The organism is Micromonospora sp. NPDC049203 (assembly GCF_043197215.1).
In the GTDB taxonomy this organism is placed as follows: Bacteria; Actinomycetota; Actinomycetes; order Mycobacteriales; family Micromonosporaceae; genus Micromonospora.
In genome coordinates this window covers 1-19,307 of the sequence record NZ_JBICSV010000001.1, presented here as the reverse complement: position 1 = coordinate 19,307, position 19,307 = coordinate 1, and the positions used below count along the sequence as shown (strand labels likewise).

General features: G+C 72.3%; 20 protein-coding genes. 11 read left to right on the top strand and 9 right to left on the bottom strand.

Annotation, left to right across the window (positions count from 1 at the left end):
* Positions 1-32: 32 nt before the first annotated feature.
* Positions 33-272: a hypothetical protein gene (locus ACGFIA_RS00100; protein ID WP_357380637.1), complete on the bottom strand. Its 240-nt coding sequence runs from the start codon at positions 270-272 to the stop codon at positions 33-35.
* A 213-nt stretch (positions 273-485) separates the two neighbouring features.
* Positions 486-1,883, bottom strand: coding sequence for an NYN domain-containing protein (locus ACGFIA_RS00095; RefSeq protein WP_357469660.1), 1,398 nt, complete (start codon positions 1,881-1,883; stop codon positions 486-488).
* A 127-nt stretch (positions 1,884-2,010) separates the two neighbouring features.
* On the opposite strand from ACGFIA_RS00095, the gene ACGFIA_RS00090 reads away from it, so the two are divergent.
* The 5 genes from ACGFIA_RS00090 to ACGFIA_RS00070 all read left to right on the top strand — a co-directional run bounded on the left by ACGFIA_RS00090 (position 2,011) and on the right by ACGFIA_RS00070 (position 7,467).
* Positions 2,011-3,765, top strand: a complete 1,755-nt coding sequence (locus ACGFIA_RS00090) for a DEDD exonuclease domain-containing protein (protein WP_357469663.1) — start codon at positions 2,011-2,013, stop codon at positions 3,763-3,765.
* 129 nt (positions 3,766-3,894) lie between these two features.
* Positions 3,895-5,682 (top strand): RelA/SpoT family protein, encoded by a 1,788-nt coding sequence (locus ACGFIA_RS00085; protein WP_357469739.1) that lies wholly within the window; start codon positions 3,895-3,897, stop codon positions 5,680-5,682.
* Between the two features lie 39 nt (positions 5,683-5,721).
* Positions 5,722-6,249, top strand: a complete 528-nt coding sequence (locus ACGFIA_RS00080) for an NUDIX domain-containing protein (RefSeq protein ID WP_357380631.1) — start codon at positions 5,722-5,724, stop codon at positions 6,247-6,249.
* Positions 6,246-7,127: an NDP-sugar synthase gene (locus ACGFIA_RS00075; RefSeq protein WP_393257572.1), complete on the top strand. Its 882-nt coding sequence runs from the start codon at positions 6,246-6,248 to the stop codon at positions 7,125-7,127. Before ACGFIA_RS00080 ends, ACGFIA_RS00075 begins: the two co-directional genes overlap by 4 nt.
* A 52-nt stretch (positions 7,128-7,179) precedes the next feature.
* A complete protein-coding gene (locus ACGFIA_RS00070) occupies positions 7,180-7,467 on the top strand; it encodes an Lrp/AsnC ligand binding domain-containing protein (RefSeq protein ID WP_357469669.1) in 288 nt (95 codons plus the stop codon).
* Between the two features lie 62 nt (positions 7,468-7,529).
* On the opposite strand, the gene ACGFIA_RS00065 is transcribed toward ACGFIA_RS00070, so the two are convergent.
* The 5 genes from ACGFIA_RS00065 to ACGFIA_RS00045 form a co-directional block, all read right to left on the bottom strand.
* Positions 7,530-8,198 (bottom strand): DUF4142 domain-containing protein, encoded by a 669-nt coding sequence (locus ACGFIA_RS00065; protein ID WP_357469672.1) that lies wholly within the window; start codon positions 8,196-8,198, stop codon positions 7,530-7,532.
* Between the two features lie 210 nt (positions 8,199-8,408).
* Positions 8,409-10,040: a cytochrome b N-terminal domain-containing protein gene (locus ACGFIA_RS00060; RefSeq protein WP_357380625.1), complete on the bottom strand. Its 1,632-nt coding sequence runs from the start codon at positions 10,038-10,040 to the stop codon at positions 8,409-8,411.
* Positions 10,037-11,125, bottom strand: a complete 1,089-nt coding sequence (locus ACGFIA_RS00055; protein WP_357476637.1) for a Rieske 2Fe-2S domain-containing protein — start codon at positions 11,123-11,125, stop codon at positions 10,037-10,039. Before ACGFIA_RS00055 ends, ACGFIA_RS00060 begins: the two co-directional genes overlap by 4 nt.
* 67 nt (positions 11,126-11,192) lie before the next feature.
* Positions 11,193-12,026: a cytochrome c gene (locus tag ACGFIA_RS00050; RefSeq protein WP_269704829.1), complete on the bottom strand. Its 834-nt coding sequence runs from the start codon at positions 12,024-12,026 to the stop codon at positions 11,193-11,195.
* A 72-nt stretch (positions 12,027-12,098) separates the two neighbouring features.
* Positions 12,099-12,698 carry a heme-copper oxidase subunit III gene (locus ACGFIA_RS00045; RefSeq protein ID WP_013287694.1) on the bottom strand — a complete coding sequence of 200 codons (600 nt, stop codon included), beginning with the start codon at positions 12,696-12,698 and terminating at the stop codon, positions 12,099-12,101.
* Positions 12,699-12,806: 108 nt separating this feature from the next.
* On the opposite strand from ACGFIA_RS00045, the gene ACGFIA_RS00040 reads away from it, so the two are divergent.
* From ACGFIA_RS00040 to ACGFIA_RS00025, 4 genes are all read left to right on the top strand, one after another.
* Positions 12,807-13,760 carry a cytochrome c oxidase assembly protein gene (locus ACGFIA_RS00040; protein WP_393257565.1) on the top strand — a complete coding sequence of 318 codons (954 nt, stop codon included), beginning with the start codon at positions 12,807-12,809 and terminating at the stop codon, positions 13,758-13,760.
* Positions 13,761-13,864: 104 nt separating this feature from the next.
* A complete protein-coding gene (locus ACGFIA_RS00035; RefSeq protein ID WP_357380620.1) occupies positions 13,865-14,263 on the top strand; it encodes a hypothetical protein in 399 nt (132 codons plus the stop codon).
* A gap of 78 nt (positions 14,264-14,341) precedes the next feature.
* Entirely contained in the window at positions 14,342-15,388 is a 1,047-nt protein-coding gene (gene trpD, locus ACGFIA_RS00030) for an anthranilate phosphoribosyltransferase (RefSeq protein WP_357380618.1), read from the top strand.
* A 148-nt stretch (positions 15,389-15,536) separates the two neighbouring features.
* Positions 15,537-15,746 carry a hypothetical protein gene (locus ACGFIA_RS00025; protein WP_357380616.1) on the top strand — a complete coding sequence of 70 codons (210 nt, stop codon included), beginning with the start codon at positions 15,537-15,539 and terminating at the stop codon, positions 15,744-15,746.
* A 442-nt stretch (positions 15,747-16,188) separates the two neighbouring features.
* Here ACGFIA_RS00025 and ACGFIA_RS00020 read toward each other — a convergent pair whose 3' ends face one another.
* Positions 16,189-16,617: a cytochrome c oxidase subunit 4 gene (locus ACGFIA_RS00020; RefSeq protein ID WP_357380614.1), complete on the bottom strand. Its 429-nt coding sequence runs from the start codon at positions 16,615-16,617 to the stop codon at positions 16,189-16,191.
* 10 nt (positions 16,618-16,627) lie between these two features.
* A complete protein-coding gene (gene coxB / locus ACGFIA_RS00015) occupies positions 16,628-17,599 on the bottom strand; it encodes a cytochrome c oxidase subunit II (RefSeq protein ID WP_357380612.1) in 972 nt (323 codons plus the stop codon).
* A 171-nt stretch (positions 17,600-17,770) separates the two neighbouring features.
* On the opposite strand from coxB, the gene ACGFIA_RS00010 reads away from it, so the two are divergent.
* Positions 17,771-18,922, top strand: coding sequence for a cysteine desulfurase family protein (locus ACGFIA_RS00010; RefSeq protein WP_393257558.1), 1,152 nt, complete (start codon positions 17,771-17,773; stop codon positions 18,920-18,922).
* 55 nt (positions 18,923-18,977) lie between these two features.
* Positions 18,978-19,196 carry a sulfurtransferase TusA family protein gene (locus ACGFIA_RS00005; RefSeq protein ID WP_073831489.1) on the top strand — a complete coding sequence of 73 codons (219 nt, stop codon included), beginning with the start codon at positions 18,978-18,980 and terminating at the stop codon, positions 19,194-19,196.
* Positions 19,197-19,307: the final 111 nt, after the last annotated feature.

Below are 19,307 nucleotides of genomic sequence, written 5' to 3'. Positions count from 1 at the left end.
GTACGCGGCGGCGGCAGCGGGCAGCGGGCGTGTCAGGCGATCCGGCGACGGCCGGGACGGCGGGGTGCCGGCGCCCGTGTCGCGGCGGGCACGGGCGCCGCGACCGGCGCGGGTGGCAGCACCTCGACCTCGAATCCGGCCCGGGCGAACACCTCGATCGCCCGGTGCTCGGCCGGACCCAGGTCGGCCGGGTCGGAGTCGAGCAGTGCGGTCACCAGGCAGCCGGAGCAGCCGGCGCCGCGGTTGCCGCAGGTGTCGCAGTCGATCAGCATCAACGCCTCCTGACGGGTCGCCGGTGGCGGTCGGGGAAGGAGCCACCACCGTCGGTCACCACGACGCTAACGCTCGGGTACGACAGAACCGGACAACGAGGCAGCAGCCGCCGCGAACACGAACCAGTACGCCGAAGTGGCGCGATCGGCACGCACGCGACCCCGCCACCGCACCGAGCTGGAGCCGATCAGGCAGCGGGAGGAGGAGCGGGCTCAGGACCGGGCGAGGCGCCGCAGCAGCGAGTCGGCGCCCAGCGGGTACGCGCCGTGCCGGCGTACCCCGTCGGCGACCTCGCGGTCGGAGGAGACCACGACCACCGGCCGCCCGGACGGCTCGGCACGCACCAGGCGGCGGATCAGCTCGTCGGCGGTCTCGCCCTTGCGGGAGAACAGCACCCGCACGCCGCGCGGCGCCGGGGGCAGGCCGTGCATCCGCTCCGCGCCGTCGAAGACGACAGTGACCTCGTCCCCGGTCTGCGCGGCGATCCCGCCCAGCCCGGTGATCAGCCGCTTGCGCTGCTGCTCCAGTGACATCTCGCCGAAGCCGCGCTTCGTCACGTTGTAGCCGTCCACCACCAGGTGCGCCCGCGGCAGCGCGAGCAACTGGTCGAGGCGGGCCGGGTCGTCGGTGTCGCGGGCCCGCGTCGACGGCCCGGCCGGCGCGGTGCCCGGCTGCTCGGCGAACGCGTCGGCGACGAAGTCGGCCGGGAGCTTGTCCACCGGGTCGAGCGCCAGCTCCCGGCGCAGCCCCACGGCGGCCTGACCGATGGTCTCCAGCAGCAGCCACAGCCGCGCGTCGTCGACCGAGCGGGCCTCCTTGGCGCTGGCCCGGGCCACCCCGGCGGCGGCCTCCGCCTCGGCCAGCCGGGCCCGGGCGCGGCGCAGCTCGGCGTCCGCGTCGGCGGCGGCGCGGGCCGCCCGCCCCCGCTCGGTGGCGAGCAGCTCGGTGGCCTTGCGCTCGCGGGCCTGGGTCTCCCGCAGGGTACGTGTCAACTGGCGGGCCTCCTCGCGGAGCTGGCCCAGCTCCTCCCGGACCCGGGCCAGCTCGTCGCGCAGCTTCTCCGCCTCGACCCGGGCCACCGCCCGGTCGTGCTCGGCGCGGGCGGCCCGCTGCTCGGCCTCGCGGACCAGCTCGGCCACGACCGCGCTGTCGGCCTCGGCGCGTACCGCCTCGCCGCTGGCCTCGATCAGTTCCCGCCAGCCCCGGGGCCGGGCCAGGTAGGCCAGGGCGGCCACCTCGACCGGGTCGGCGGCGGCCGGCGCGGTGCCCTCGACCACCGCAGCGCCCAGGTCACCGGCGTCGACGAGCACCCGGGCGGTGATCCGCTGCCGGAACAGCGGGTCGGCGGTGAGCTGGGCGGCGATCGCTGGCGCGCCGAGGCGGGCCCGGCGGTTGGGGGCGAACTTCGCGACCCGCCGCAGTGGCACCGGCACCTCGTCGGCGGGCAGGCCGGGCAGCACGGCGGCGGTGAGCGTGACGATCCGCTGCCGGACCGGCTCGGGCAGCACGGGCTCGGGTTCGGCAGCGGGCGGTGTGCCCTCGTCAGCGGGCACGCCGACCACCGGCTCCTCCGCGGAGGAGTGGTCGTCGTACGGCTCGGTGAGGGGCATGAGGCAAGTCTCCCACCCCGAACGGGCCCACCGCCCGGTGAGTGAGCCGATCTCTCATCGTACCCCCGTGGTATCTCCTGGGGCCGCAGTGACAGGAGTGTCGGACCGTGCCGCTAGCGTCCCGCGGGTGACACGAGCGGAGTACGTCCAGGAGTCGCTGGCCGGCCTGGACCCGGCGGGCAGCGGTGTCGACCCGGCGCTGCCGCTCTACGCGACCACCTTCGTCGTGGTCGACCTGGAGACCACCGGGGGCGCGCCCGACGGCGGCGGGATCACCGAGATCGGCGCGGTGAAGGTCCGTGGCGGGGAGGAGCTGGGCGTGCTCGCCACGCTCGTCAACCCGGGCGTGCCGATCCCGCCGTTCATCACCGTGCTCACCGGCATCACCCAGGCCATGCTGCTGCCCGCCCCGCCGATCGAGCAGGTGCTGCCGAGTTTCCTGGAGTTCATCAGCGACGCCGTGCTCGTCGCCCACAACGCGCCGTACGACGTGGGTTTCCTCAAGGCGGCCTGCGCGAAGCACGGCTACCGCTGGCCCAACCCCCGGGTGCTGGACACGGCCGCGCTGGCCCGGCGGGTGCTCACCCGCGACGAGGTGCCCAACCGCAAGCTGGGCACGCTCGCCGCCTACTTCCGCACCGCCACCCAGCCCAACCACCGGGCGCTGGACGACGCGAAGGCCACCGTCGACGTGCTGCACGGGCTGATCGGCCGCCTCGGCGGGCACCGGGTCGACACGGTCGGCGAGGCGATCGAGTTCGCCCGCGCGGTCACCCCGACCCAGCGCCGCAAGCGGCACCTCGCCGACGGGCTGCCCAAGGTGCCGGGCGTCTACATCTTCCGGGCCGCCGACGACCGGCCGCTCTACGTCGGCACGTCCGGCGACATCGCCACCCGGGTCCGCAGCTACTTCACCGCCGCCGAGAAGCGGGCCCGGATCTCCGAGATGCTCGCCGCAGCCGAACGGGTGGAGGCGGTCGAGTGCGCCCACTCACTGGAGGCGGAGGTCCGCGAGCTGCGGCTGATCGCGGCGCACGCGCCGCCGTACAACCGCCGGTCGAAGTATCCGGAGCGCCAGGTGTGGCTGAAGCTCACCGACGAGGCGTACCCCCGGTTGTCGATCGTGCGCGACATCGCGCCCACCGACACGGCCTACCTGGGGCCGTTCCGGTCCCGGCAGGCCGCGGAGCTGGCCGCCGCCGGCTTCCACGACGCGGTGCCGCTGCGGCAGTGCACGCACCGGCTCTCCCGGCGCACCACCATGCCGGCCTGCGCGCTGGCCGAGCTGGGTCGCTGCCCGGCGCCCTGCGAGCACCGGATCACCCCCGAGGAGTACGACGACCGCGCGGCGACCCCGTTCCGCACCGCCACCAGCGACGACCCCGGTGTGGTGGTGGACGCGCTGCTCGCCCGCATCGAGGTGCTGTCGGCCGCCCAGCGCTACGAGGAGGCGGCGGTGGTACGCGGCCGGCTGGTGGCGGTGCTGCGCGCGGCGGTCCGGATGCAGCGGCTGGCCGCGTTGACAGGCATCGCCGAGCTGGCCGCCGCCCGCCCGGCCGCCCGGGGCGGCTGGGAGCTGGCGCTGGTGCGGCACGGCCGGCTCGCCGGGGCCGGGGTGTCCCCGCCCGGTGTCCACCCGCGACCCACGATCACCGCGATCCGGGCCACCGCCGAGACGGTGCTGCCCGGGCACGGTCCGGTGCCGGCCGCGACCGCCGAGGAGACCGAGCGGATCCTGTCCTGGTTGGAGCGACCGGAGACAAGGCTGGTCGAGACGACCGCCGGATGGGCCTCGCCGGTGGCCGGCGCGGGGCGTTTCCGCGACCTGCTGGCGAAGGCGGAGGGTGGCGGATCCGCCAAACTCTCGACCGAACGCTCATGACCAACTGACCGATCGGACTACCTCGCCTCCCTTAGTCTGTTAAAGGAGTGCAGACCTGCCCGATTCGCGGGCTCTGCTCCCGGCCGCCGGTTCCCGGTGGCCGAGGGCCGGGGTGAGGAGGTGTCCCAGGTGGACGTCGACGCCGGACACGGCGCCGCCCTGGGTGGCGCGCTCCCGACCCAGGGCGAGTTGCCGCTCACCCGCCGCCTGCGTTCCCTGCTCACCTGGCCCACCGCTGACGGCGACCCGGTCACCACACTGGTCCGCGCCCATCGCGGCATCCATTCGAGCGCCGACGCCTCGGTGCTGCGCCGGGCCTACACGATCGCCGAGAACATGCACCGCGGCCAGTTCCGCAAGAGCGGCGAGCCGTACATCACCCATCCGCTGGCGGTGGCGCAGATCTGCGCCGACCTCGGCATGGACACCATCACGCTGGTCGCCGCCCTGCTGCACGACACGGTGGAGGACACCCGCTACACGCTCCAGGCGCTCCAGGAGGACTTCGGCCGCGAGGTCGCCCACCTGGTCGACGGCGTGACCAAGTTCGACAAGGCGTTCTACGGCAAGGCCGCCGAGGCGGAGACCGTCCGCAAGATGATCGTGGCGGCCGGCAAGGACGTCCGGGTGCTGGTGATCAAGCTGGCCGACCGGCTGCACAACATGCGTACGCTCGGCGTCCGTTCGGCGGCGTCCCGGGAGCGGATCGCCCGCAAGACCCAGGAGGTGCTGGTCCCGCTCTGTGACCGGCTGGGCATCCAGACGCTCAAGCGCGAGCTGGACGACGTGGTGCTGCTGCACCTGCGGCCGGAGGAGCACGCGCGGATCGCCCGGTTCGTGCACGACCGGCCCGGCTGGGACGCCTACCTCGCCGACGTGGTGGCCCGCACCCGGGTGGCGCTGCGCCGCAACCGGGTCGACGCCGAGGTCTCCCCCCGCCCCCGGCACCTCTACTCGATCTGGAAGGACACCGTCGCCGGCGACCACGCCGCCCCGTACGACCTGCCCCGCATCGCGATCGTGGTGGACGGTCCGGCGACCGACTGCTATGCCGCGCTGGGCGCCGTGCACGGGCTCTGGCGTCCGGTGCCGGGCCGCTTCAAGGACTTCATCGCCTCCCCGAAGAACAACCTCTACCGGTCGCTGCACACGAGCGTCTGCGGGCCGCAGGACCGCACCGTCGAGGTGCTGATCCGCACCACCGAGATGCACCGCTCGGCGGAGTACGGCGTGGCCGCCCACTACCGTTTCCCCCGCACCGCGGGCCGGGCCGTCGACCGGACGGACGAACTGGCCTGGCTGCGCCGGGTGCTCGACTGGGAACAGGAGACGGTCGACCCGACGCAGTTCATGGAGTCGCTGCGCTGCGACCTGTCCGAGGCGCAGATCCAGGTGGTCGCCGACGGGCGGCAGGTGGTGCTGCCAGCCGGCGCGACCCCTGTCGACCTCGCGTACGAGCTGGGCACCGAGCGCGGCGACCACTGCCTGGCGGCCCGGATCAACGGCCGGCTCGCGCCGCTCGCCTCCGAACTGGAGGAGGGCGACGTGGTGGAGATCTTCACCGAGAACGACGCGGAGAGCGGATTCGAGGCGGACGTGGCCCCGCGCGGCCCGCGCCGGGAGTGGCTGGGCTTCGTCAAGTCCCCGCACGCCCAGATGCAGATCAACCGCTGGTTCGCCGAGCACACCGAGCCGGGCATCTCGATCGCCGACAAGGTCCGGCTCGGCCGGGCCTCGATCGGCCTGGCGTTGCGCAAGCACAACCGGGGGCTGGCCAACGACCTTCCGCTGCTGCGGCTGTCCGAGGAACTGGGCTACCCCGACCTGGAGACGCTGCTGGTGGCGGTCTTCGACCGCACCGTCGAGCCGGACACGGTGGTCCAGCAGCTGATCGATCTGGTCGACCACAGGCAGTAGACGGAGCCGGCCCGCGCCGGGACCACTAGCCTGAACGGCATGATCCCCCGCGCGCGTGCCACCGGACGGGCCCTCGGCTACAAGTTCTTCTACCGGCTTCCGGTCCCGCTGCGGCGGCGGCTGGTCCGGCTGGCCGTACCGAAGTACATCGTCGGCGCGGTCACCCTGCTGCGGGACGCGGAGGCCACCGGCGCGGGCCGTCTCCTGCTGCTGCGCCAGCCGCCCGGGTACAGCTGGACGCTGCCCGCCGGGCTGCTGCAACGCGGCGAGGCCCCGGTCGTCGGCGCCGCCCGCGAGCTGTACGAGGAGTCCGGCGTCCGCCTGTCCCCCGACGCGCTGCGACCGGCGGTGCCGAACGCGGTGGTGCACGCCAAGGGCTGGGTCGACGTGGTCTTCGAGGCGGAGGTGCCGGCGTCGCGCACCGAGCTGAAGGTGGACGGGGCCGAGGTCATCGAGGCGGCCTTCCATCCGCTCGACGACCTGCCCCGGCTCAGCCGCGCCACCGCCAACCTGCTCGGGTACTACGGCATCGGCCCGCGCGCCGGCGAGCACCCGCCGGCCCCGTGAGCACCCCGGTCCCGTACGCGGGTGTCGCGGCCCCGGGCGTCGAGGTGTGCGCCGTGGTGCTGGCCGCGGGCGAGGGCACCCGGCTGCGTCCGCTCACCGAGCGGGTGCCGAAGGCGCTCTGCCCGGTCGGCAACGTCCCGCTGCTGGACCGGGCGCTGGCCCGGCTGGCCGGGCTCGGCCTGACCGGCCCACGCCGGGTCGCGGTGAACGCCTGCTACCTGGGTGACCAGGTGGTCGCACGGGTGGGCGGGCGGGCGCACCTGTCCGTCGAGCCGGGCGCTCCGCTGGGCACCGCCGGTGGTGTGGGCCGGCTGCGGGACTGGATCGACGGCCGGGGCGTGCTGGTCGGCAACGCCGACGCGTACCTGGCCGATCCGCAGGCGCCACCCGGCGAGGACATCGCCGCGCTGCTGGACGGGTGGGACGGGCATGGCGTACGCCTGCTCGGCCGGCCCGCCGGCGACCCGGACGCCCCCGGCACCTTCGGCGGCCACGACTTCGTGGGTTTCTCGCTGCTGCCCTGGCGGCTGGTCCGCGACCTGCCGGCCACGTTCGGCGACCTGGTCCGGGCCGTGTGGCGGCCGGCGGAGGCAGCCGGCGAGCTGACCGTGGTGCCCTACCGGGGCACGTTCTACGACACCGGCACCCCGGCCGACTACCTGGCCGCCAACCTGCACGCGGCCGGCCCGGACGGGCTGGTCGACCCGACCGCGACGGTGACCGGCCGGGTCACCGGCTCGGTGGTCGGCGCCGGGGCGGTGGTGCACGGCGACGTGGACCGGTCGGTGGTGTGGCCGGGCGCGCGCGTCGCGGCCGGGGAACGCCTGCGCGAGGTGATCCGGGCCGGGGACGACCTGACCGTCCCGGCGGCGCGGTGAGGGTCACTGGCTCTAGCATTGGCCTCGTCGCCGACGAACGGAGAAACGTCCCGTGATCACCGCGATCGTGCTGATCGACTGCGCCACCGACTCCATCCCCGAGGTGGCCGAGGCCCTGGCCGACCTGCCCGGCGTCAGCGAGGTCTACTCGGTGGCCGGGCACGTCGACCTGGTCGCCATGGTCCGGGTCCGGGAGTTCGAGCAGATCGCGCAGGTCATCGCCGGCAGCATCTCGAAGGTGCCGGGCGTGCTGAACACCGAGTCGCACATCGCGTTCCGCGCCTACTCGCAGCACGACCTGGAGTCGGCGTTCGCGATCGGGCTGGCGAACGCCGACTGACACGAGCCGGTGACCGGCCCACCCTGGCGGGGCGGACCGGTCACCGTCGACCGTGCGGTACGTCAGCTCTGGCTGGGCACCGGGGTCTCCGTGGTGCCCGGAGCGGGCGCCTCGGTCTCGGTGCCGCCCGGAGCCGGCGACTCGGTGCCACCCGGGGACGTGGTGCCGCCCGGGCTGGGCGTGCCGCTGGCGCTGGTCTGCGGCACCGGGACGCCCAGGGTCTGCGCCAGGGCCACAAGCGCGTCGTAGTGCGCCTGGAGGACCGGCAGCGCGTCCTGCGCGATCTGCACCACCGACTGTTCCGAGCCCTGCGAGATCTCGGTCTGGGTGGCCTGGATCGCCTGGACGTGACCGGCGAGCTGCGCGGTCACCCACGCCTTGTCGAACTCGGCGCCGCTGAGGTTGTTCAGCTTGTCCAGGACCTTCTGCTGGTCGGCGGTCGGATCGGCCGGCAACTGCACGTTGAGCTGCTGCGCGGTCGACTGCACCGTCTGGTCCAGCTGGGTGTGGTCCGTCACGAACATCTTGCCCAGGTCCTTGACCTGCTGGTTCTGGCCCTTCTGCTGGGCCAGGTTACCGGCGGTGATCTCGAACAGGTTGACCTGGTGCACCGCCTGCAGGTACTGCGTGTCCTGCGTCGACGGCTGTGCCGCCGCCTGCGCCGCGGCGGCGGGCGCCAGCCCCACGACCACCAGCGCGGCCAGCAGGCCCAGGCGTTTGATTCCCAACATTCGTTCCTCCCCCATGAGACGTCGGACCGCACGGATACCCGGCTGACCGGGGTTATTCCTGCGATTCCACCCGTCCGTGTCGGGGGCGACGGCGGTCGGCGCACCGGCCTCCGGGCGTGCTCGGGAGGCAACCGGACGTCCGGGCCGGAAACGGCAGTGGCGCCCGCCGGATGATCCGGCGGGCGCCACTGTCAGTCGTACCGGGGAGGGTCAGCGACGGCTCTCGCCGCTGCCGATCTCCTCCCGCTCCGGCCGTGCCTCGACCGGCGGGTGCCCCGGCGAGACCGGCGCCTCGGCCGGCTTCTCGATCGGGTAGAAGAAGCCCCGGATCGCCGGGCCGAGGGCACCGAGCCGGTTCATCTTCTTCGGCACCACCCAGCCGACGTAGTCGAGCGCCGGCGGGTGACCGTCGTGGCCCTCGGCCGAGGTGAGCGGCTGGTGGACCTCGACGAACCGGCCGTCGGGCAGCCGCTTGATGATGCCGGTCTCCACGCCGTGGGCCAGCACCTCCCGGTCGTGCTGCTGCAGACCCAGGCAGATCCGGTACGTGATGTAGTACGCGATCGGCGGGAGGATCAGCAGGCCGATCCGGCCGCCCCAGGTCATCGCGTTCAGGCTGATGTGGAACTTGTCCGCGATGACGTCGTTGGCGCCGGAGAGGGTCAGCACGATGTAGAAGGCGAGCGCCATGGCGCCCACGGCGGTCCGGGCCGGAACGTCCCGGGGCCGCTGGAGCAGGTTGTGGTGCTTGTAGTCCTTGAGGCGGCGTGCCTCCAGGAACGGATACATCGTGGACAGGCCGACCAGGATTCCGGGTAGCACCACCGTCGGCCAGAACAACGGTGGGATGACGTACCCGTTGCCGATCGGGATGTGGATCTCCCAGCCCGGCATGAGCCGGGTCGAGCCGTCGAGGAACATGACGTACCAGTCGGGCTGGCTGGCCGCCGAGACGACCCACGCCTCGTACGGGCCGAACAGCCAGATCGGGTTGATCTGGAACAGGCCGCCCAGCAGCGCGATCACGCCGAAGACGACCATGAAGAAGCCGCCCTGCTTGAGCGCGTAGCGCGGGAACATCCGCTCGCCGACCACGTTGTCGTTGGTCCGGCCGGGGCCGGGCCACTGGGTGTGCTTCTGCTTGAACACCAGGCCCAGGTGGACGCTGATCAGCGCCACCAGCAGGCCCGGGACGAGCAGCACGTGGGCGATGAAGAAGCGGCTGATGATGATGGTGCCGGGGAACTCCCCGCCGAAGATCGACGAGCTGACCCAGGAACCGATCACCGGGATCGACAGGATGATCGCGGAGGCGATCCGCAGGCCGGTGCCGGACAGGCCGTCGTCCGGCAGCGAGTAGCCGGTGAAGCCGGCCAGGAAGCCGACCCAGAACAGCAGCGAGCCGATGATCCAGTTGGTCTCACGCGGCTTGCGGAACGCGCCGGTGAAGAAGACCCGCAGCATGTGGACCACGATCGCGGCCATGAACAGCAGGGCCGACCAGTGGTGCATCTGCCGCATGATCAGACCACCGCGGACATCGAACGAGATGTCCAGGCTGGAGGCGTAGGCGGCCGACATCGGGGTGCCCCGCAGCGGGGCGTAGCTGCCGTTGTAGATGACCTCCGTCATCGCCGGCTCGAAGAAGAACGTCAGGAAGACGCCGGTGAGCAGCAGGACGATGAACGAGAACAGCGCGATCTCGCCCAGCAGGAAGGACCAGTGGTCGGGGAAGACCTTGTTCAGCAGCTTGCGCAGGGGCGTGGCCACCTGGAAGCGGTCGTCCACCGCCCGCGCGCTCTTGGCCGGCAGCGCTGCTGCATCAAACTTTCGGCGCTTCATGGCCGCTCCCAGAAGTCGGGACCGATGGTCTCGGTGTAGTCGGACTTCGCCACGAAGAAGCCCTCCTCGTCCACCTCGATCGGCAGCTGCGGCAGCGGCCGGTTCGCCGGGCCGAAGATCGGCTTGGCGTTGTCGGTGATGAGGAACTGGGACTGGTGGCAGGGGCAGAGCAGGCGGTTGGTCTGCTGCTCGTAGAGGCTGGCCGGGCAGCCGGCGTGCGTACAGATCTTGGAGTACGCGACGTAGTTGCCCCACATGTAGTCGCCGTGGCCCTTGCGCTCGTTCGCGGCGCGCGACTTCTGCGCGTCGTCCTCCCGCAGGTGGATGAGCAGGGTGGGCGAGTCGGCGTGCAGGTTGCTCACGCCGCCGTCGATGCCCGGGAACACGGTGAGCTGGCCGCCGACGCTGACGTCGGCCGGGCGGATCGGGCGGCCGTCCTCACGGATCAGCCGGATCTTCTTGCCGCCCTCGCCCGGCTGGAAGCCGGTGGTGAACATCTGGTTGTTCTTGTGCGGCTGCTCGATCAGGCCACCGATCAGCGGGGCCGCGGCCACCGCGCCCACCGGTGCCAGACCGGCGAGCAGCGAGATGCCGAGCAGCGGCCGGCGGCGCACGCCCATCTCGTCGGCGAGGTAGAGCATGGTCTCACCGGTGATCTTGCGACCCTCCGGGTCGGCGGCCTGGTCGTGCCGGTCCTGGATCGAGACCTCCTTGGGCAGCAGCTTCTTGCCCCAGGTCAGGATGCCGAAACCGATGCCCAGCAGGGCCAGGCCCAGCGTCAGGCCGAGCAGCGGCGTGTAGAGCTTGTCGCCGCCGCGACCCGGCTCCCACTGCCACGGCCACCAGATGTAGACCACCAGGAAGGCGGTCGCGAAGACGCCGGTCAGCAGGAACATCAGGGCGACCGTACGGGTCAGCCGGCGCTCGGCCTTGCTGCCCGGGACGACCTGCGCCTCGTAGTGGACGATCTCGATGTCGTCGCGCCGCGCGCCCTCCTGGACGATGTCGAACCGGGAGAGCCGGGGGTCGTTCACGTCGAGCGGCTCCGGGCCCTGCTGAGCCTGGTGCTCGGTGTGGGTGCTCATGCCGTCACCTCGCTACGGGTGACGCCGGGGGTCGGCGCCACAGCACTGAAAGCATTGATCCGTCCGGTCACGACTTGCCCGCGATCCACAGGCTCGCGAAGACCAGCGCGACGATGCCGACCAGGAAGATCGCCAGACCCTCGGTCGACGGGCCGTACCGGCCCAGGTTGAAACCGCCCGGGTCGCCGTCGTGCTTCAGCGTCTCCTGGATGTAGGCGATGATGTCCGCCTTCTCCTCGGGCGTGATCTGGTTGTCGCCGAACACCGGCATGTTCTGCGGGCCGCTCAGCATGGCGGCGTAGATCTGCCGGTCGCTCGCCGGGGCGAGGCTCGGGGCGTACTTGCCGGAGGACAGCGCGCCGCCGCCGCCGCCGAAGGCGTGGCACTGCGAGCAGTTGATCCGGAACAGCTCACCACCGGTGGACAGGTTGGCGCCCTCACGCAGGTCGCCGTTGGGCACCTCCGGGCCGCCACCGAGCTCCTGGATGTACTGCCCGAGCTGGCGCACCTGCTCGTCGGTGAACTGCGGGGGCTTGCGCATGGCCTGGGCCTCCTGCCGGGCCATCGGCATGCGACCGCTGCTGACCTGGAACTCCACCGAGGCCGACCCGACGCCGATCAGGCTCGGACCGCGGCCCTCGACGCCCTGGGCGTTGCGACCGTGACAGGTCACACAGCTCACGTCGAACAGCGCCTTACCCTCGTTGCCTGCGGCGGTCAACGGAGGGTTGTCCTGCGCCTGCACGCCGGGGGCGAAGACGGTGTAGGCACCGCCGGCCAGCATCAGCGCGGCGAACAGCCGGACCGCGGCGCCCAGCCGGCGGCGGCCCCTGCTGCGCGCCACGGGCCGCCCGCGCAGCCGCGCGAGCAGACCGCGTCGGCGGTCGTTGTCAGAAGTCATGACCTGTGTCCTTAACCGGTTGGACCTTGTCTCAGGGGACGGAGCAGCGGCGCGGTTCGTGACGCGCCAAGATCACTGGAGCCAGTAGATCATGGCGTAGAGCCCGATCCACACGACGTCCACGAAGTGCCAGTAGTAGGACACGACGATCGCCGAGGTCGCCTGGGCGGGGGTGAACCGGCCCATCGTGGTACGGATCATGAAGATCACGAAGGCGATGAGACCGCCGGTCACGTGCAGACCGTGGAAGCCGGTGGTGAGGTAGAACATCGACCCGTAACCGTCTTCGTTGATCTTCACACCCTCGTGCACCAGGGTCCGGTACTCGTTCAGCTGACCGAGCACGAAGATCAGACCCATCACGAAGGTGATCGTGAACCACCGGCGCAGGGCGTGGACGTCGCCGCGCTCGGCCGCGAACACGCCGATCTGGCAGGTGATCGAGGAGAGCACCAGGATCACCGTGAACGTGGTCGCGTACGGGATGTTCAGCACCTCGGTGTGCTTCTCCCACTGCTCCGGCGCCGCAGCGCGGATGGAGAAGTACATGGCGAACAGCGCCGCGAAGAACATGAGTTCGCTGGAGAGCCACACGATCGTCCCGACGCTGACCATGTTGGGTCGGGTCAGGGAGTGGATCCGGCTCTTGTCAATGGCTGGGGCCGCAGTCACGCGGTCATTATTGCCCCTGACCGGGACCGACGATCAGCGGGGTGCCAAACCCGGCCCTTTCGTGGCCCGATCGTGGTGGTCCGCTTCGCCTGACCTACCCTGAAAAGCGTGCTGAACGTCGATCAGATCCGCGCCGTCACCTCGGCTGTTCCGGCGACGCTGGCGGCGGGAGGCGAGGGCGCCCCGCCGCCGTTCACCGTGACCCGGGTGTTCACCGAGACCCGGCTGGACAGCTGGCTCACGCTGGGCATCGTCCTGGCCGCCGGCCTCTACCTCTACGGGGTGCACCGGCTGCGGCTGCGCGGCGACCGGTGGCCGGTCATCCGTACCGTGTCGTTCCTCGGCCCCGGCCTCGGCGGCATCGCGCTGGTCACGCTCACCGGACTCGGCGCGTACGACACCGCGCTGCTCTCGGTGCACATGGTCCAGCACATGGTGCTGTCCATGGTCGCGCCGATCTTCCTGGCGCTTGGCGCCCCGGTGACGCTGGCGCTGCGCACGCTGCCGGTGCGGCCCCGCAAGCGGCTGCTCGCGATCGTGCACAGCAAGGTGATCCGGGTCTACAGCTTCCCGCTTGTGGCGTTCGCCATCTTCGTGGTGAACCCGTTCGCGCTGTACTTCACCGACCTCTACGAGTTCACCCTGCGCCACGAGTGGGCGCACGAGCTGGTCCACGCGCACTTCATCGCCACCGGCTGCGTCTTCTTCTGGCCGCTGCTCGGCCTGGACCCGCTGCCCGGCCGCTGGCCGTACCCCGGTCGCGCGCTGCTCATGCTGCTCTCGGTGCCGTTCCACACGGTCCTCGGGCTGACCATCATGCAGAGCACCACGCTGTTCGGCGGCGACTGGTACCCGTCGCTCAACCTGTCCTGGTCCGACCCCTGGAACGACCAGGTGGTGGCCGGCGGCATCCTGTGGGCCGGCGGCGAGTTCGTCAGCGTCACCATGCTCGCTGTCCTGGTCGTCCAGTGGGTCAAGCAGTCCGAGCGCGAGGCCCGCCGGCTCGACCGCGAACTGGACCGCCAGGAGGCCCGCCAGCGCGCCGCGGAGGCGAGCGCCTGAGGCCCGTTCCGGGGTACGCCCCGAGCCCGGCCGGGCGGGCCGACGGCCCGGATGTGACAACGGCTACGATCAGCGGGCAGCTACGAGGTGGGAGCCACGTCACGATGAGCGATCGTCTTTGCACCGTCCTGCTCTACAGCGACGACCCGAAGGTCCGCGACCGGATGCGACTCGCCGTGGGCACCCGGCCGGCACCGGGAATCGAGATCGAGTTCGTCGAGGCCGACGACTACAACGCGTGCATCCGGCTGGTCGACGACTACGAGATCGACCTGCTCCTGCTCGACGGTGAGGCGAGCCCGGGCGGCGGCATCGGCATCGCCCGCCAGATCAAGGACGACCGAGACGACGCGCCGCCGACCTGCGTGGTGCTGGCCCGCGCCGCCGACCGCTGGCTGGCCGCGTACGCCGAGGTCGACGCCACTCTCACCCACCCGCTGGACCCGGTGGTCGCCGGCAGCACCGTGGCGGAGCTGCTGCGCCGCACCCACGCCGCGGCCTGACCCCGGCCTTCGCGCGCCACGGCGACGCGGCCGTGGCGTGCCCCAACCGCTTTCCTCACGCCGCTCGGGAGGCCCGTCATGGGCGAACGGACCTGGCCGCTTCTGCTCAACGCGCTGCTGCGCGGCGAGGAGCTCTCCACCGCCGACACGGCGTGGGCGATGGGCGAGATCATGGCCGGCTCGGCCACCCCGGCGCAGATCGCCGGGTTCGCCGTGGCGCTGCGCACCAAGGGCGAGACGCCCGCCGAGCTGGGCGGCCTGGTCGAGACCATGCTGACCCGCGCGGTGCCGGTGCACCTGCCCGAGGACGTACGCGCGAGCGCGCTGGACGTGGTCGGCACCGGCGGCGACCTCGCGCACACGGTGAACATCTCCACCATGGCGGCGCTCGTGGTCGCCGGGGCCGGGGTGCGCGTGGTCAAGCACGGCAACCGGGCCGCCTCCTCCTCCTGCGGCACCGCCGACGTGCTGGAGCAACTCGGCGTCCCCCTTGATCTGGCGCCCGAGCAGGTGGCCCGCTGCGTCACCGAGGCCGGCATCGGTTTCTGCTTCGCCGCCCGCTTCCACCCCGGCATGCGCCACACCGGCCCGGTCCGCCGCGAGATCGGCGTACCCACCGCGTTCAACTTCCTCGGCCCGCTGACCAACCCGGCGCGGCCCCGCGCGGGTGCCGTGGGCTGCTTCGACAAGCGGATGGCCCCGGTGATGGCCGCCGTCTTCGCGGCCCGTGGCGACTCCGCGATCGTGGTACGCGGCGAGGACGGCCTGGACGAGTTCAGCACCGGCGCCCCCACCCGGGTCTGGGTGGCCCAGCAGGGCACCGTCACGGAGGCCCTGCTGGACGCCGCGGAGCTCGGGGTGCCCCGGGCCACCCTGGCCGACCTGCGCGGCGGCGACGCGGTCTACAACGCCGACGTGGTACGCCGGCTGCTGGCGGGTGAGACCGGCCCGGTACGGGACGCGGTGCTGGTCAACGCGGCTGTGGCGCTGGCGACCCAGGGCCCGCTCGACGGCGATCTGCACGAGGCGCTGCGGGCCAACCTGGACCGCGCCGCCGAGGCGGTCGACTCGGGCGCCGCAGCGGCAGCGCTGGAGCGCTGGCTCGAGGTGGCGCGCGCCGCCTGACGGCGGCCTGACGCGGGTGTTGTCATACCCGCGTGCCAAACTACACGGGAGTTATTTTCCGTTTTGGACCTGCGATCCAGCCGAGCCTTTGGTCCACCGGCCGGCGGCTTCCCGCCCCGACCGGTGCCCGGAGCGAGAGGAGCCACCCGTGTCTGACCGCGAGCTGCACTGTGACACCTGCGAGGGCGTCGTGCTGTTCGAGGCGCCGCCGTGCGGCGACGGGCACGGCGCCGACTGCCCGGAGCTGATCTGCACCGGTTGCGGCGCGGCAGTGGTGATCGCCACCTTCACGTTCCGTCCGACCCGCTTGTCCAGCCGCCGCGCCCCTCGCCGGCCGTCCCACCCCAAGGCCGCCTGACCTCCACTCGCCCCCCACCCCCTCCCCTCCCCGCCACGCCCGACAGCCCCACCGTCCGCCGCTCGTGATCAAGGAGTTTGTGTCACCCACGGTCGTCCAACGGACACAAACTCCTTGATCACCGCTTACTGGCCGGCAGGTGGCGGGCGGGCACCCCCTCCGAAGCGGTGATCAAGGGGTTTGTGTCACCGGCCGCGCGTGAAAGTGCCGCAAAATCCTTGGTCAACGGGGACGGGCGGCGCGGGAGCGCACGGTGACCGACGCTCGCCGGGGGGCGCAGGGGGGGGTGTGGGGCCTTGGGCGGGAGTGCCGGCGGTGGGCCGTCACGGCACCCGGCGTTGGGAGCGGACTGCGGTTCCGCCCATCGGACGAGCCGCGCGGCGAAGGGAAAGCGGCAGGCCCGCCGCCCCGGTGGGGTGGCGGGCCTGCTGTGGTGCTCGGGTCAGTGCTCGGCGGTACGGCGGGTGCCCGAGTAGTACTCGAACAGGAGCCCGCAGCTGGCGAAGACGACCGCCACCAGGCCCAGTCCCAGCAGCCAGAACTGCCAGAACACCAGGCCCAGGCCGGCGATCGCGGCGGCCAGCGCCAGGCCGAACGGCCAGTAGCTACCGGGGCTGAAGAAGCCGACCTCGCCGGCGCCGTCGGCGATCTCGCCGTCCGGCCGGTCCTCGGGGCGCAGGTCGATACGGCGGGAGACGAACCAGAAGAAGCCGCCGCACATCGCGCAGAGCAGGAAGGACAGGAGCAGCGCCACAGTGCCGATCCACTCGATGTGGCCGCCGCTGTCGCCGTACGTCCAGGCGCCGTAGAGGATCGTCGCGCCGAGGAGGAACGTGGCGATGGTCAGGAAGATCTTCCACTCGGTCTTCATGCCGAACCCCTCAGCTTCCCGCGCCGGCCGACGCGTCGGACGGGTTGAAGTTGTTCACGTCGCGCCGGGTGTCGAACGGCTTCGTCTCGGTGGCGTACTCTTCCTCACCGATCTCGCCGAGCGCCTCCTGGGTCGACTTGCCGGCCTTCTTGGCCGCCAGGAACTGGTCGTACTTCTCCGGCGAGACGACCCGCAGCTCGAAGTTCATGAAGGCGTGGTAGCTGCCGCACAGCTCGGCGCAGCGGCCGACGAACGCGCCCTCCTGGTCGATGCTGGAGACCTCGAACGTGTTGCGCACGTTGCCCGGCATGACGTCACGCTTGAACAGCAGCTCCGGCACCCAGAACGAGTGGATGACGTCGCGGCTGGTCTCCTCGAAGCGGATCGAGCGCCCGCTGGGCAGCACCAGGATCGGGATGACCTCGCTGGTGCCGAGCACCGAGGCGACGGTGTTGGCCTCCGGGCCCTGGCCGTCGCGGTAGTTGAACTGCCAGTTCCACTTGAACGCGACGACCTCGACGGTGACGTCCGGGTTCCTCGACTGCTTGTTCACGTCGGTCTGCACGACCGCCGTGTAGTAGAAGAGCACGGAGACCACGAGGATCGGCGCGATGGTGTAGAGGAACTCCATCGGCAGGTTGTAGCGGGTCTGCACCGGCAGCTCGTTGCCGCGCTTGCGGTAGCGGACCACGCACCAGAAGATCAGGCCCCACACGAACACGCCGACGGCGAGCGCCGCGATGCAGGACGCGATCCACAGGTCGTACATGCGCTGCGACTCGGGCGTGATGCCGCCCTGCGGCCAGCCGAACCCGCCGAACGCCTTGCCGACGTCACAGCCGGTGAGCGAGACCAGCAGCACCGCCGCGCCGAGACCGAGCCCGGCGATTCGACCAGCACCACGCCGCCGACGCACACCGGCCCCCGGGGAAGCGCTGTCCCGTACGGCCGAGCGCCGTACCTCCGAACTCCTTGCGACCACCTGGTCCTGCCTCCCTAGCGCGCCGCGGCGGTTGTTCTCCCTGACACCGACGGCAAAGGCGTCACCGACGGTCGCAGATTACTCGACCATGACCGGCCAGGCCGTCTTGGGGTCGCTGTCCACCCCCTTCGGGGGGATCTTGGGCGTAACCGGGCGATAGCGTGGAACCTCATGAGCGCCTCCCCGGTCTACCTGGACGCCGCCACCGCGGCCCCGCTGCATCCGGTCGCGCGGCAGGCGATGCTGGCCGCCCTGGACGACGGCTGGGCCGACCCGGCCCGGCTCTACTCGGCGGCCCGCCGCGCCCGCCAGCTCCTCGACGCCGCCCGGGAGGCCGCCGCGCAGACGCTCGGCGTCCGCGCCGACGAGCTGTCCTTCACCCCCAGCGGTACGGCGGCAGCACACGCCGCGGTGCTCGGTGGCCTGGCCGGGCGGCGGCGGGCCGGCGCGACCCTGGTGCACTCTGCGATCGAGCACTCGGCGGTGCTGCACGCCGCGCAGCGGCACACCGCAGGTGGCGGCGCGGCGGTGTCCGTACCCGTGGACCGCTCTGGCCGGCTGGACCTGGACCCCTGGGCGGCGGCGGTGGCCGAGCCCGGAGTGGCCCTCGCGGCGCTGATCGGGGCCAGTCACGAGGTGGGCACTGTGCAGCCGGTGCCCGCCGCGGCGGAGCTGTGCGCGGATGCGGGCGTGCCGCTGTACGTGGACGCGGCGCAGCTGGCCGGCCGGGCGCCGCTGCCGCCGGGCTGGTCGGTGCTGACCGCGAGCGCGCACAAGTGGGGCGGGCCGCCCGGCGTGGGGCTGCTCGTGGTACGCAAGGGCACCCGCTGGGAGTCGCCGTACCCGGACGACGAGCGGGAGTCGGGGCGTACCCCCGGGGTGGTGAACCTGCCGGCGGTGGTCGCGGCGGCGGCGAGCCTGCGCGCGGCGGCGGCCGACGCGGCGGCCGAGGCGGCCCGGCTGGGCCCGCTGGTGGACCGGATCCGGGCGCGGGTGGCGGCCGAGGTGCCGGACGTGGAGGTGGTCGGCGACCCGGTGGAGCGGCTGCCGCACCTGGTGACGTTCTCCTGCCTGTACGTCGACGGCGAGGCGCTGCTGCACGCGCTGGACCGGCGCGGGTTCGCGGTGTCCTCCGGGTCGTCCTGCACGTCCTCGACGCTGCGCCCGTCACACGTGCTGGAGGCGATGGGGGTGCTGTCGCACGGCAACGTACGGGTGTCGCTGCACCGGGAGACCACCGAGGCGGACGTGGACCGGTTCCTGGCCGAGCTGCCCGGGATCGTGGCGGACCTGCGGGCGGAGGCCGGGGTGACGGACCTGTGAGCGCGAGGAGTGAGCCGCTCCTGCGAGCACCGCAGTCGGGAACGGAGATGGCACTGTGAGCGAGCCGGACGAGGTGCTGGACTGCCGGGGGCAGCGCTGCCCGCTGCCGGTGATCAATCTCGCCCGGCTGGTGCCCGGCCTGCCGGCCGGCGCGGTGGTGCGGGTGCTGGCCGACGACCCGGCGGCGGCCGTCGACATCCCGGCGTGGTGCCGGATGCGCGGCCACGAGTTCCTGGCGGCGCACGAGGGGCCCGCCTACGACGTCCGCGTGTAAGGAAGGGCCCCTTCTTAGAGGTCCTAACTTTTTGAGGGTGGGCGTAACCGACTGGATGTGAGGGTCGTTTCGTCTGAACGTGAGGAGGGGTGAGCAGCCGCCGTGGATCGT